Here is a 13,041-nt window from a genome sequence, read left to right as displayed (position 1 = left end):
CGGCCGGCAAGCGCCCGGCCGGGGCGGAGCCGTGTGCGCCCTTGCGCCCCTCCCCCGGCCCTCACCACTCCCGCGTGGCGATCAGCTCCTCCACGTCCGCGTCCGGGAAGCCGTACGCACGCGCGACGCAGCCGGAGTCCCCGGCCATCTCCTCCCGGGCCACCGTCTCGATCTCACTTCCCGCCGCCTCGAAGGCGGCCTCCAGAGCGTTGAACTCCTCCGAACTCCTGCGTGGCCGCCTGCGTCAGCGCGTACAGCGCGGCGAGGCCGGCGGGGCGCTCCCGCTCGATGCGTTCGCACAGGGCGAGCGGACCGCGCGGCCCGGTCCACGACGCGGTCCGGGCAGCAGCCGTTTCCGTACTGCCCTCACACTGAGCGGTTGCCCTGGCCGACGATGAGGTGTCGCCCTCCCAGTGCCCGGCGATCCGACGGTCCTCGGCCTTCAGGGTGTCCTGCTCGGAATCACGCAGTTCTTCGGCTGTTCCCGGCCGGTGGGCCAGCCGATGCCGACGAACTTCAGCGCGCCGCGGCCCTTCTGCCCTGGGTCCAGTTCGACCACGGCGACCGGCTTGTCGTACGGATTTCCGCCGCTGGTGAGGCAGATCAGACCGCTCGTTCCCTTGACACGGTGCCGGGACTGGAGCTTGGACCACTCCGTGCCGACGTCCCTCAGGCCGGGTACCTGCTCGGCGTCGTCGCCCTGTACCTCGTGCAGGGCGGTGCCTATGGTGAGCAGACCGTCATAGACGAGCATCGTCCGGGAGTCCTCGAGGTTCGGGACGGAGCCGAGACCGGTGCCCTCTTGGAGGGTGGCCTCGATCAGCTTGTTCAGGTTGTCCAGGGCCGCCTTGGGTTCGGTGAGGTACTGAGGGAGCTCGTCGGCGGTGGGCTCGCGGTCGTGGCTCGCGTCCCACTTCTTCCTCCATGCCTTCAACTCGGTGCTCCAGGCGGCCGGGTGCGCGGGGGCGGCGTACTGCACCGTCACCTTCGCTTCGCCGCCCGTGCCGCGCAGCTGCGCCCAGTCCTTCTCCGACATGCCCTGCCGCAGCGAGGCGGCGTCGGATCCACTGATGATCGTGTAATGCCGGTCCCCGCAGGGCTGTTGGGCGAGTTTGAGCGCGAATATCCGCAAGTGCAGTGTGCGGCCCGCGAAGTAGACGGTGTCGGCCGGCGAGTCACAGATGTTGTTGGCGATCTGGGTGAACTGATTGCCGGTCGACCCCGCCTCGTAGATCCCCGGGGACTCGAAGGGCATCGCGGCGGGCCCGGCCGGGCCGGCCTCCTTGATGCCCCGGAACGCGTCCGCCAGCGACTCGTCGTAGGCGTCCTGGCGGGTGTCGAAGACCAAGACCGTTCGGGCGTCCTGCCGCCCGCGTTCACCGTTGAAGTCGGCCAGGGCCCTGGCCGCGCCGTTGTTGGTGGGGATGATCCGGGCCAGACCGGGGAATCGCTGTCCCGCCGCGCCGTCCGTGTCGTCCTCGTTCGCGATCCGGTCGCCGCTGATCCGGGAGGCGAGCACCGGGATCCCGTTCTTCGTCAGGCGTTCGACGGCCTTTTCCGTGGCGTCAAGGCTGAGGTTGAAGCCCGTGACGGCGCGCAGCCGGTCCTTCGACGAGCCGGCCATGCCGATCAGGGTGTCCACGACCTCGTTCTGCCGCCCGTAGTTCCGTCCTGGATTGGCCAGAACCAACCGGATCCTGGGCAGTTCACCCTCACCCGCATTGGCCTGTCGCTGCCCCAGGTACGCGCCCTGGAGGTCGCTGCGCATCTGCCGGCGCAGTGTCGGCTGGTCCGACTGGAGCGGCAGCATCATCGCCACGGTGACATGGGGCTGCCGGGCGATCCGATCGTTCTCCTTCTTGATGGCCTGGGCCACGGCCCGGATCTCGCGTGTGCCGAAGTCGTATCCCTCGCCGTTGACACCGATGCACTCGTCGTCGATCCGCTCGACGCCGTCGGCGCAGGTGTCGGGTTTCTGGGCGGCGGATCTGCCGTACACGACGGCGGCCACGAGCACCGTCAGGCCGAACAGCACGTAGAGGATCTGCCGCCACCTGGGCAGCCCCGTCCATCTGGTCCTCGACAGCCAACTGGGCATCCCCGTTACCTCCGTCGCCCGAGCTGATCGGTGCAGGAACAGCGAAGCAGCGGCCGCTGGTTCGCCGCCAGGCCGCTCCACTCGGTGGCCGTCGGGCCGAGATCTCCGGCGCCGTCGAACTCCATGATCGACAGACGCTCCAGCAGGCCTGCCAGCGTGCGGGCCATCTCGCTCCCGGTCGGCCTGGTCCGCTCCTCGCACAGCCACACCGCGTGCAGCAGCTGGTCGACGGTGCGGCGCAGCGCGGGACCCTCCATCGACACCAGACCCTGGGCGCGCACACGGCGGGCGTCCGCGCCGCCCGGACAAGGAGCCTGCGCGATCTCCAGCAGCTCCGCGCACCACTCCCGGGGGCGGCCGGGCAGCGTGGCGGCGAGGTAACGGACCACGTCGTCCGCGCCGCCCGAGACCAAATGGTGGTTCATCCGGTGCGCTGTGAGGGAACGGAACGCCTCGCCGCTCGCCGCCCCGTCGTCCGCCGCGCGCAGGGCGTAGTGGTCGCGCAGCAGATGGTGGTCGGCGTGCCAGGCGGCGCCGTCGGGGCGCAGCCCGTAGAGCCGGTGCACGAGCAGCTGACGCAGCCCGAAGTCCCCGATGAAGTGCCGTTCACAGCCGGGCCACCCGGTTTCGGTGAGCAGCTTGGCGACCTGATGTGCTGTCAGGACGGAGACACGGTGGGCCTGATGGTGGAGCAGCAGGACGTCTGCGCATTCCATGTCGTGGGCCACCGACAGATGGGTGATCAGATCGAGCCACTGGTCACGGTGCTCGCCCGGCAGCCCTACCGGCAGTTGGTCCAGGATCAGCTCCTGGAGCAGTACGTCGGTCACCGGCCGTTCGGCCACGCCTTCCGGGTGGCGCAGCGGGGCGTCGAGGAGGTCTCGGTCGTTGGCGTCCGCCGGCATCCGGAAGGTGGCGGCTGCTGCGGCCAGCCGGATCACCGTGTGCGGACGCCCGCCGCTCAGGCGGGCCACGGCGGCGACGACACGGCGGCGGTTCGCACCGCTCTCCGGCTCCGTGCGCCGCTGTCTTCGCAGGGTCTCGTCACGGAGCTGGTCACCGGTGAGAAAGGGCATCCGCAGGAGGAGTACCCCGTCGGCCAAAGGCGCCTGGTCCGGTTGCGGGCCCGTGTCGCGGGACCATGTGGCCGGTATTCCGTCGGCGGGCCGGTACTCCGCCGGGTACCCCGCGTCCTCGGGCGACAGCCCTCCGTACAGGAAGGCGCCGCCGTCCTCCTGGCGTGCCGTGCCCACGATCACCACGCGGTCGCGCTGTCCCTCGCGCCGGTCGGAGAGCACGGCCCGCAGCAATCGCTGTCCCAGCGGAGAGTCGGCGTGGTCCAGGAGCAGTGCCGGGCGGCCGACGCGGCTCAGCCAGCCGACCGGGCCCTCGTACGCCGCCTCGATGTCCTCGCGCAGCGCCCGGAAGAGGAAGCGCTCCGCCACCTCCCGTGCCTCGCCGCCGGCCTTGAAGTCCGTGGCGAGATCGAGCAGCCCGTGCTCCGGCTGGTGGCCCGCGGTGGGATAGGCGCCGTAGATCCGCGTCAGTTCCCCCCTGCCCTTGGGCGCCGCGTTCGCGAAGAGCGCCTCCAGCAGGGCGCCGGCCACCGAGGCGCCGGGTGCGCCGAGCAACTGTCCGGCGAGGGTGTTCAGCAAATTGCGGATGACTCCGATGAGCACGTTCCGCCAGAACCCACCGGTTCCCAGTCCGCGCAGGCCCTGCTGCTGGGGCAGGTTCTCGTAGCGCTCGACTTCCGTCCTGACCGCTTCGGGGCTGCGATCCGCGGCGCCGGTAGCGATCATCGTGAGGCCTGCGAAGAACCGCGGAAAGACGAACGGGCCGCCCGTTCCCTGCCACGCGCGCAGCCGCCCGGCGACGTCGACCAAGGCCTCGGTGAGGTCCGAGCGGGCGCCCGGTTCCGGCCCCGCGTCGTCCTCGTGCGCCTGTGACGCGCAGTCCAGATAGATCACGGGCACTTTGGCGGCGAAGCGGTCGCGCACCAAGCGCAGCAGCCGCCCCTTGCCCATCCCCGGGCCGCCGGTGAGCAGCACGACGGGAAGGTCGGGGCCGTACAACAGCTTGCTGCCACCGCCCGAAGGCGACCGCCCGAGCAGGCGCGCGAAGAAACCTTCCTCTTCGAGAAGTCTCTCGAACCCCAGATCCTCACCCACGGATCCCCCATGGAGACTCTCCCGCCCGGGAGCGGGTGATCGACGTTACGGAGGGAGATCAGTGGAACACGATTCGCTCGCTGGGACAACGTCCCTGCTGACAATGGACGTTGCTGCGTTTGCCGGCGGCTGGCCATCCGGCCGATGAGCCGGACCGTCGGGCGCCTTGGTACAGGCTGATCAAGGTTGTTCGTGCATGTTCCGTACTGCTCCGCGGAGCGGTTGGGCTCTACCCTGCTGGACACAGAACAACGGGGGACGCCGGGCATGACAGACACGGGGCAAGGGCCAGACACGTGCGAGGCCCCGCTGGAGCAGCAGGCCACGGTCCGGAGGTTACGAAACGCGGGCCATGCACACCGTTGATCTGCTGACGAGCACCTTCGACGCTTCAAGGGCCCTGAAGGAACCTGCACGTCCTCCACCAACTGTCCTCCACCAACTGACGACGCCCCCGGAGCCCCCGTGACCGACGTCCCGCCCTCCTTCGAGCTGCTGCCCGGCGACCGGCAGTCGCCTGTGATCCTCCATGTGCCGCACTCCGCACGGGAGATACCCGCCGCCGTGCGGGCGGGGATCGCCCTGGACGACGAGGAGCTGGCACGGGAGCTGGACCACATCACCGACGCGCACACGGCGGAGATCGCCGAGGCGGCGGCCGGGCAGGCCGGCGTCACACCGTGGCGGTTCGTCAACCGGCTGTCGCGGCTGGTCGTCGATCCGGAGCGGTTTCCGGACGAGCGGGAGGAGATGCTCGCCGTGGGGATGGGCGCGGTGTACACCCGGACCACGCACGGCCGGGTGCTGCGGCCCGACGACGTCGACGCCACACCCCTCGTCGAGCGGTACTTCGAGCCGTACGCGCGGGCGATGACCGAGGCCGTGGCGGACCGGCTGGAGTCCACCGGGCGAGCCGTGATCATCGACGTGCATTCCTACCCGAGCCGGACGCTGCCGTACGAGCTGCACGGGGAGGGTCCGCGCCCGCCGGTCTGCCTCGGCACCGACTCCTTCCACACGCCCCCCGCGCTGCTGGACGCGGCCGGAGAGGCGTTCGAGGAGACGCAGCTCGACACCCCGTTCGCCGGGACCTACGTCCCGCTGGAGTTCTACGGGAAGCGGCCCGAGGTGAGCGCGCTCATGGTGGAGATCCGCCGGGACACCTACATGACGGAGCCGGGCGGTCCCCCCGGCCCCGGCCTGCGGCGACTCGCGGCCGCGCTGGCCGGCCTCGTCGACGCCGTGTCCCGCCGAACGGGCTCACCACCGGGTGTCTAGGCCCGCAGCCACTCCGTCACCACCACGTCCCCGCCGGTCCGCAGCCGCAGGGCGAACGGGCCGGACAGCGGCAGGTCGGCGGTGAAGCGGCCCAGGTCGTCGGAGGTGAGCGGGGCGCCGGGCCGCGGTCCGCCGAGGACCTCGATCCGGGCCGGCTGCGGCGGCAGCACCTGCCCCATGAGCCCCTGCGCGGTCACCTCGACGTCGACGGTCACGTCACCCGCCTGGAAGGTCAGCATCCGGGGCACGTCGGCGGCACCCCGGACCGGCAGGGCGTCGACGAGCGAGTCGAAGGTCAGCTCGGCCAAGCGCGCCTCCAGGTCGTGCAGCGCGTAGGCGTCGAGGGCGATCTGCCGGAGCTCCGCCGGTACCGGGTCGAGGACGGCGGCGGCCCGCCTCAGCTCCTCCTCCAGCAGTTCGTCGTCGAACTCCCGGTCGTCGAAGTCCTCTTCGCCGAAGAGGTCGTCGTCGTTCAGGCCGCTCACATCGCCCCCCGTGCCTCGAGCCGGGCCCGCAGGCGCCGCAGACAGCGCTGGCGCAGCGGTCCGATGCTGCCCACCGCGATTCCCAGCGCGGCGGACACGTCGTGGTAGCTGGGCGGCGGTGTGGCCATCAGCACGCGCAGCAACTGCCTGCACCGCTCGCCCAGTTCCTCGAACTCCTGCCACAGCCGCCGGACTCGTTCGCTCTGCGCGGCGGCCTCCTCGGAGTCGAGCAGCGACTGTTCCGGCGTGCCGTCCTCGCTGGCCCGGTCCAGCAGTCCCGGATCGTCCGTCAGGGTCAGTCGCCGCGCAGTGCGGATCACCTTCAGGCACTCGTGGCGCGCCGTGCTCGCCAGCCAGGCGCCCGCCTTGCCGGGCTCGCGGATCCGCCCGAGGTGCTGGGCGAAACGGAACCAGGTCGTCTGGTACACCTCGTGGGCGTCGGCGTCGGAGAGCCGGTGGGCCCGGACGACGGACCACACCAGGGGGCTCAGCCCCTCCACGAGCGCCTTCCAGGCCGCCGCGTCGCCGCCGGCGGCCGCCCGGACGAGCGCGCCGGCATCAGTACGGTCCACGGCAGCCCCACCCCTCGAGTACGGCAGGTCATCGTACGCCGTGGAGAGGGCGGCTCCGGCCGTCACAGCCCGGGGCCTTGGCGCACGACCGGGACCGGACGCCAGGTGGGGGGACGCAGCGCCGGGACGCGCGCGCCCCGAACTTCGGCGAACTCCGCGTTCAAGTCGATGAGTTGACGCCCGGCCGCGCGTGGGTCGGTCTCCTTGTGCGCCGTCATGTGGGCGGCGACCAGGCCGGCGGTCACGGGAGTGGCGAAGGAGGTTCCGCTCCACTGCGCGTACCCCTCGAACATCACCTGGTCCGGCTTGGCGGTGTCGCCCTCGTCGCTCAGCACGCCGCTGTGGCGGGGGTGCCGGCAGGTGCAGCCGTAGGTGAAGCCGTAGCGGCAGGCGTCGTACGTGGAGTGCTGGTACACGTACGGGACGGGCGCGTCGAAGCCGGTGAGGGCGCCGGTGAGGCGCTCTCCTGGGGCGTAGACCTTCACCCAGGGCCCGTGGTTGGTGAAGCAGGCGCCGGATTCGCCGTCGCTGCGCAGGGCGCCGACCGACAGCACGGAGTCCTCCCAGCCGGGCAGGTCGGCGTAGGCGGCGGGCCAGAAGGGCGCGGCGCTGCCGTTGTTGCCGGCGGCGGCGACCAGCAGGGTGCGCCGCTCGCGCAGTTCCCGCATGAAGTTCTCGACGCCGAGCAGGCCGTCGGTGCGGCCGTTGGAGGTGCCGGCGGAGAGGCTGAGCACGTCGGGCCAGCCGCCCGCGTCGACGGCCTCGAAGAGCTTCTCGCCGAACTCGGACTCCAGCACGGCGCCGGCGTCGTTGAGGCTGCCGCGCACGGTGATGCCGGTGTTGGGCGCCACGGCCGCCACGAGCCCGGCGATGAACGTGCCGTGGCCGACGTACTGCCGGAGGATCCCCTGGTCGTCGCACTCCCGGAGCTGGGCGTCGCCGCCGGTGTGGGTGAGCAGATCGCAGGAGCGGTAGTCGTGCACGAGGCCGGTGTCGACGACGAGGACACCGACGGCGGTGTCCGGGTCGTGGGGGATGTCCGCGGCGGCCGGGTTGGGGGGCTCGCTGAGCGGGACGGGGACGGGTTCGTCGCCTGGGCAGGCGTTGACCGCGATGTGCACCACGTGGTTGCGGGCGACCATCCGGTGCCCGGCCCGGGACTCGTGTTCCCGAACGGAGCGCAGGGCGTGGGCGACGGTGCGGTCGGCGTCCCGGCCACCCTCGCCGGGATCGCCGACGCGGATGCGGGTGATGCCGCTGCGGTTGGTCCGCGGGCCCGCGCGGCGGACCTGCTCCTGGTCGAGGTCGGGGGCCGCCGTGAAGTGCGCCCGCACCGTGTCCTCGACGATCCGGGCCTCCTCGCCGTCGCGGACGAGGACCACGCCCTTCTCGTACATGAACTCCGCCGAGTCGTCCGGGCCCATCGCCAGGGGGACGTCCGGCATCGAGCGCTGGATCAGGTCGAACTGCTCGTGGAATCGCTGAGGTGCCATGCGGGTCCTCCCGTTGGTGCGGCGGCGTCCGCCGGTGCAGCTGAGCGGTCGTCAAAGAGAGCCGCCGGGGCGTTGCCTGATACAGCTCGCCACCTGTGTGGGGCGCTGCGGGACCACTACCATCCGAGGCGTGACAGCGGGAAGCGACGCGGTGACGGAACTGCTGCCGATGGTGTTCGCCGACCCGGGCGAGGCTCTCGCGAGGGCCCGGGCCCTGCTCGACGCCGGCCCCTCCCCGCTGGACGCCTCCGTGGCCCATCAGGTCATCGGCATCTGGCAGCGGGACTTCGGCGACCTGCGGCTCGCGCTGCGCCATCTGCGGCGGGCCCGGGCGTGCGCGGCGCGCGCCGACTCGGCCGACCGGGAGGCGGACGTGCTGGCCACGCTGGGCGTGGCACTGGTGCACGCGGGCCGCACCCGGGAGGGCCTGGTCGCGTTCGAGCGGGGTGTGGCGCGGGGCGGCGGGCACACCAGGGCGCGGGTGCTGTACCGGCGGGCGTACGTGTGGTGGGTGCTCGGTCACCATCGCGAGGCGCTGGAGGACGTCCGCCGGGCGGTGCCCGTGCTGCGGCAGGCGGACGACGTGATCTGGACGGCGCGGGCACTGACCCTGCGGGCCACCGTGCATCTGGCGCTGGGGGCCGTGGAGCGGGCCGAGGCGGACTTCACCGCGGCCGAGGCGCTGTGGGACACCACCGGCCAGGAGCACGACAAGGCGGACGCGGTGGAGAGCCGGGGCCTGGCCGCGTTCCGGTCCGGGGACGTGCCGGCGGCGCTGCGGCTGCTGGACGAGGCGGAGGAGCGCTACGCACGGCTCGGCACACCGACGTTCATGCTGAACATCCGGCGCTGCGAGGTGCTGATGGCGGCCGGTCTCGCACCGGAGGCACTGGCCGAGGCGGACGCGGCGACCGGCAGGCTGGACGGGATCGGCGGGCAGTCCACCCGCAAGGCGGAGCTGCTGCTGGCCGCCGCGCGGGCCGCCCGGTCGGCGGGCGAGCAGCACACGGCGATCGCCCGCGCCGCCCTCGCGGTACGGCTGTTCGCGGGACAGCGGCGCTCCTGGTGGGAGGCGCACGCCCGGCTGGTGCTGATCGAGGCGCGGTACGCGGCCGGGCGCGGCTCGGGGCGGCTGGTCTCCGACGCCGCCGCGGTCGCCGGAACGCTGGCGTCCTTCGGCGCCCCGGCCGCGCCGGAGGCGTCGCTGCTCGCGGGCCGGATCGCGCTGGATCTGGGCTGGCCCGCGGACGCGGAGCGGCATTTGGCCGTGGCCGCGCGCAGCCGCCGCAGCGGTCCGCCGCTGGCGCGGATGACGGGCTGGGCGGCGCAGGCGCTGCGGGCGCAGGCCGCGGGATCGGCCCGGGGCGTGCTGCAGGCCTGCCGTCGGGGCCTGGACGTGCTGGACGATCACCGGATGACGCTGGGCGCCTCGGAGCTGCGGGCCCGGGCCACCGAACAGGGCGCGGAACTGGCGGCGTTGGCGCAGCGGGCCAGTCTGGTTTCCGGCGGGCCGCGGCGGCTGCTGGTATGGAGCGAGCGCTGGCGGGCCACCGTGCTGTCCGCCCCGCCGACCAGGCCGCCCGCCGACCCGGGGCTGCTCAGCGGCCTGACCGCCTTCCGTGAGATCGCCTCGCGTGCGGAGGCCGCCCGGATGGAGGGCCGGCCGGTTGTGGCGCTGGAGCGCGAACAGCGGCGCCTGGAGCGGGAGATCCGCTCCCGGACCCTGCACATGCGGGGCGAGGCCCCCGGCGGCGGGGACCGGTTCGACGTCGGCCGGCTGCTGGCGGAGCTGGGCGACGAGACCCTGATGGTGGAGCTCGCCGTGCTCGACGGCAGGGTGCAGGTGCTGCTGTGCGGACGGGGGCGGGTGCGGCATTTCGAGGCCGGGCTGCTGACCGCGGCGGAGACCGAGGCCGAGCATGTGCAGGCCGGGCTGCGCCGGCTGGCCCACCCCGGGGCGGAGGCCCGGCTCCCGGTGGTGGAGGCGGCGGGCCGGCGACTGGAGGAACTGCTTCTCGGGCCGGCCGTGGCGCAGCTGGGCGGCGGCCCGGTGGTGATCGTGCCGCCGGGGCGGCTGCACCGGGTGCCGTGGGCGCTGCTGCCGTCGCTGCGGGAGCGGGTGCTCAGTGTGTCGCCGTCGGCGGGCAGTTGGCTGCGGGCCCGTCGGACCGCGCCGCCACCGGACGGCTGTCAGGTGCTGGTGCGCGGCCCCGGCCTGGCGACGGGCGGTGCGGAGGTGCCCGAGCTGGCCGGCCGGTACGGCTGTGCGACGGTCCTGGAGGAGGAGGGGGCACGGGTACCGCGGGTGCTGGAGGAGCTGGACGGGGCCGCGCTGGCGCACATCGCGGCGCACGGCACGTTCCGCGCGGACAGTCCGCTGTTCTCGTCCCTGCGGATGGCCGACGGGCCGATCGTCGTGCACGACTTCGAGCGGCTGGACCGCAGCCCCTACCGGATCATCCTGTCCTGCTGCGACACCGCCCGCCTCGCCTCCGTCGGCGCCGACGAACTGCTCGGCCTGGTCACGGCGTTGCTGCCGCTCGGCACGGCCGGGGTGGTGGCGTGCAGCGCGCCCGTGAACGACGCCGCCGTGGTGCCGCTGATGCTCGCGCTGCACAAGGGCCTCGACGCCGGTCTGTCTCTGGCGGAGGCGCTGCGCGACGCCCGGGCCGCCCTGCCGGGTGACGCGCTGCACCAGGCCACGGGGTGGGCGTTCTCGGCGTTCGGGGCGGCCTGACCCGTCCCCTGTTCGGGTCAGGCCGCCGGTTTTGGTGCCCCACTGGGCCGGCTAGGCCGGTTGGACTTCGGGCGTCCGGGCCGCCCGTGGCAGAGCTCCGCGGTCGCTCGTGCCGAGCCGGGCGTAGGCGCTGTACAGGTGGTTGCCGACGGTGCGGACGGAGAGGGTGAGGCGTTCGGCGATCTGCCGGTTGGTCAGGCCGGCCGCGGCGAGGGCGACGATCTGCCGCTGCCGGGCGGTGAGTTCGCCGAGGACCAGCCCGGACAGCGCGGGGGTGCGGGCGCCCTGGCAGCGCCGGGCCAGGGCGACGGCGCGGGTGCGGGAGTGCCGGGCGGCGCCCGGGTCACGGTGGGCGCGTACGGCCTGGGCGTACGCCTCGGCGGCGAACAGCAGGAAGCCCCGCCGCTCCAGTTCCGCGGCCGCCTCGTCCAGGTCCGGGCCGTCGGCACGGATGAGAGCGTCGGCGTGCCGGGCGAAGACGCCGTCGAGCCGGTCGATGGCCTTCTCGGGGGCGCCGCGGCGTACGGCGTCGTAGGGATCGGTGAGGGTTGCGGGGTCCAGGTCGCCCCCGCTGTCCACCGTCGCCAGGGCGCAGTCGAGTTCCGCCCGGCAGGACGCGTCCCCGGGATGACCTCGCAGGCCTTCCCTCGCCCAGGCCGCCGCCTCCCTCACCTCTCCGCGCAGACGTGCGAACCGGGCGCGCACCGCGGCGTACCCGCCCGGCAGCGTGCCGCCCTCGGCCACCAGCCACTCCCCCACCGGGGTGGCCGTCGCCCGTACGTCGGCCTGCTCGATCCGGTGGGCAAGGGCGGCCCCCTCGGCGTCGAGGGCGGCGGCGTACGCGTTGGGCGTCCGGGCCAGCCGGCGTGCCCGCAGCCGGCCCGCCGCGGCCCGGAGCACCGGTCCGTACAAGGGGTGGGCGAGCCGGACGGCACCGCGGTCGTCGACCTCGATCAGACCCTCGGACTCCAGCACTTCGAGGGCCCCGAGGTCCAGCCCGCCCAGGCCGGGCGGCAGGGGCTCGGCGAAGGCGAGGCGGTCGAGGAGGTCGCGTTCGGTAGAGCTGGTCCGGCCGAGGACGGGGGCGGTGCGTTCGCGGACGGCCGGGGTCAGCACAACGGGGCCCCGCCACGCCCGTTCGCCGGTGTCAGGGACGGGGATCAGCAGCCCGCGTACGGCCCCCAGCAGGTCGCGCAGCAGCCTCAGGTCGCCCTGGCACAGGCGGCGCAGCCGGGTCGCGGTGAGCGCGTCGAGAGGACCGGCACCGGCCGCGACCAGGGCGGCGGTCTCCTCCTCCGGCAGCGGTTCCAGCACGAGGCGCGGCAGGAGTTCCCCGGTCCACAGCCGGGAGATCGCGCCGGGTGCCGGGAAGCCGTCCGTGGCGACGACCAGCAGCCGGGTGCGCCCGTGCACGGCGAGCTGATGGACCAGGGCGGCGGAGGCGTCGTCGAGGAGGTGTGCGTCGTCCACGAGCAGCGTGCGGACACCGGACAGCACCTGGACCGCGCGGTGCAGCGTGACCGGGTCGGGCAGCAGATGGGCGAACGCCGCGAAGGGGATGGTCCGGCTCTCGGGTGTACCGGCCGCCCGGGCACAGCCGGTGCCGCGGATCGCCTCGGTGACCAGGCGGGTCTTGCCGCCGCCCGCCGGGCCCGTGACCACGATGCCGCGTCGTGCGCCGGCCAAGGACCGGCGGACCGACTCCAGTTCGTCCTCCCGCCCGGTGAACGGCCAGGGCAGCTCCAGCGTCGTCGCGTCCCTCTCGTAAGTCATCACACGGACATGAGCGCGGCTACTCACCTTTGATACAGGGCGACTTGAGTAGCCCCCGACTCAGGCGCCCGGGACGGGCCGCAGGGCAGGCTGTGGGCCATGCCCGCACGCTGCTGCCGGCCGGCCCGGGCGTCGGCGTCCGCTTGCGCACCGGGGCCGGTGGCACTGGTTCTTCGACGGTGACTCCGACGCGTCCGTCACCCCCGTGCCGGGGAGGGGGGTGGCGCGACGGGTGTCGTGGTCCGGCGGTGCTGTGCCGGTCACGGCACGGATCCGCCGCGTGGGCACCTGAGCCACAGTCCGGCGCCGGGGGAGCGGTGGGGGGGGGGGGCCGGGGGGGGGGGGGGGGGGCCCCCCCCCCCCCCCCCCCGCGGGCCCCCCCCCCCCCCCCCCGCCGGGGGGGGGGCGGGGGGACAACCCCGAAGAAACAAACA

The 13,041-nt window shown here is 73.6% G+C and carries 8 protein-coding genes and 1 pseudogene; 2 read left to right on the top strand and 7 right to left on the bottom strand.

What is annotated here, in order from left to right; translation table 11 throughout:
- Window positions 1-61: 61 nt before the first annotated feature.
- The 3 genes and pseudogenes from ABTX60_RS24695 to ABTX60_RS24685 form a co-directional block, all read right to left on the bottom strand.
- Window positions 62-330, bottom strand: a pseudogene (locus ABTX60_RS24695) (DUF5713 family protein).
- Window positions 331-442: 112 nt separating this feature from the next.
- Window positions 443-2,098, bottom strand: a complete 1,656-nt coding sequence (locus ABTX60_RS24690) for an ABC transporter substrate-binding protein (RefSeq protein WP_352099183.1) — start codon at window positions 2,096-2,098, stop codon at window positions 443-445.
- 5 nt (window positions 2,099-2,103) lie between these two features.
- Entirely contained in the window at window positions 2,104-4,269 is a 2,166-nt protein-coding gene (locus ABTX60_RS24685) for a hypothetical protein (protein WP_352099182.1), read from the bottom strand.
- A 465-nt stretch (window positions 4,270-4,734) separates the two neighbouring features.
- Here ABTX60_RS24685 and ABTX60_RS24680 point away from each other — a divergent pair, with 465 nt between their 5' ends.
- Complete coding sequence (locus tag ABTX60_RS24680) at window positions 4,735-5,547, top strand: N-formylglutamate amidohydrolase (RefSeq protein ID WP_352099181.1); 813 nt, start codon at window positions 4,735-4,737, stop codon at window positions 5,545-5,547.
- Here ABTX60_RS24680 and ABTX60_RS24675 read toward each other — a convergent pair.
- The 3 genes from ABTX60_RS24675 to ABTX60_RS24665 form a co-directional block, all read right to left on the bottom strand.
- Window positions 5,544-6,032, bottom strand: a complete 489-nt coding sequence (locus ABTX60_RS24675) for a hypothetical protein (protein WP_502992382.1) — start codon at window positions 6,030-6,032, stop codon at window positions 5,544-5,546. The two genes, ABTX60_RS24680 and ABTX60_RS24675, sit on opposite strands and share 4 nt — an antisense overlap.
- The gene (locus ABTX60_RS24670; RefSeq protein ID WP_352099180.1) at window positions 6,029-6,604 is read right to left on the bottom strand and encodes an RNA polymerase sigma factor; all 576 of its coding nucleotides are present in this window, start codon (window positions 6,602-6,604) and stop codon (window positions 6,029-6,031) included. The genes ABTX60_RS24675 and ABTX60_RS24670 overlap by 4 nt, the downstream gene beginning before the upstream one ends.
- Before the next feature lie 62 nt (window positions 6,605-6,666).
- Complete coding sequence (locus ABTX60_RS24665; RefSeq protein WP_352099179.1) at window positions 6,667-8,097, bottom strand: S8/S53 family peptidase; 1,431 nt, start codon at window positions 8,095-8,097, stop codon at window positions 6,667-6,669.
- Between the two features lie 169 nt (window positions 8,098-8,266).
- Between ABTX60_RS24665 and ABTX60_RS24660 the strand changes: the two genes are divergently transcribed.
- A complete protein-coding gene (locus tag ABTX60_RS24660; RefSeq protein WP_352099309.1) occupies window positions 8,267-10,834 on the top strand; it encodes a CHAT domain-containing protein in 2,568 nt (855 codons plus the stop codon).
- Between the two features lie 51 nt (window positions 10,835-10,885).
- On the opposite strand, the gene ABTX60_RS24655 is transcribed toward ABTX60_RS24660, so the two are convergent.
- On the bottom strand, window positions 10,886-12,607 hold the full coding sequence (locus tag ABTX60_RS24655; protein WP_352099178.1) for a LuxR family transcriptional regulator AbsR2: 1,722 nt from the start codon (window positions 12,605-12,607) through the stop codon (window positions 10,886-10,888).
- Window positions 12,608-13,041 lie beyond the last annotated feature (434 nt).

The sequence above is a fragment of the Streptomyces sp. NPDC126510 genome (assembly GCF_040302345.1).
GTDB lineage: Bacteria > Actinomycetota > Actinomycetes > Streptomycetales > Streptomycetaceae > Streptomyces.
The sequence above is the reverse complement of the archived record's forward strand: the minus strand, read 5'-3'. Positions and strand labels throughout refer to the sequence as shown.

Excerpts from the sequence above, each read along its gene's own strand:
- ABTX60_RS24655 (WP_352099178.1), bottom strand. The coding sequence starts at position 12,607 with ATGACTTACGAGAGGGACGCGACGACGCTGGAGCTGCCCTGGCCGTTC.
- ABTX60_RS24660 (WP_352099309.1), top strand. The coding sequence starts at position 8,267 with ATGGTGTTCGCCGACCCGGGCGAGGCTCTCGCGAGGGCCCGGGCCCTG.
- ABTX60_RS24665 (WP_352099179.1), bottom strand. The coding sequence starts at position 8,097 with ATGGCACCTCAGCGATTCCACGAGCAGTTCGACCTGATCCAGCGCTCG.
- ABTX60_RS24690 (WP_352099183.1), bottom strand. The coding sequence starts at position 2,098 with ATGCCCAGTTGGCTGTCGAGGACCAGATGGACGGGGCTGCCCAGGTGG.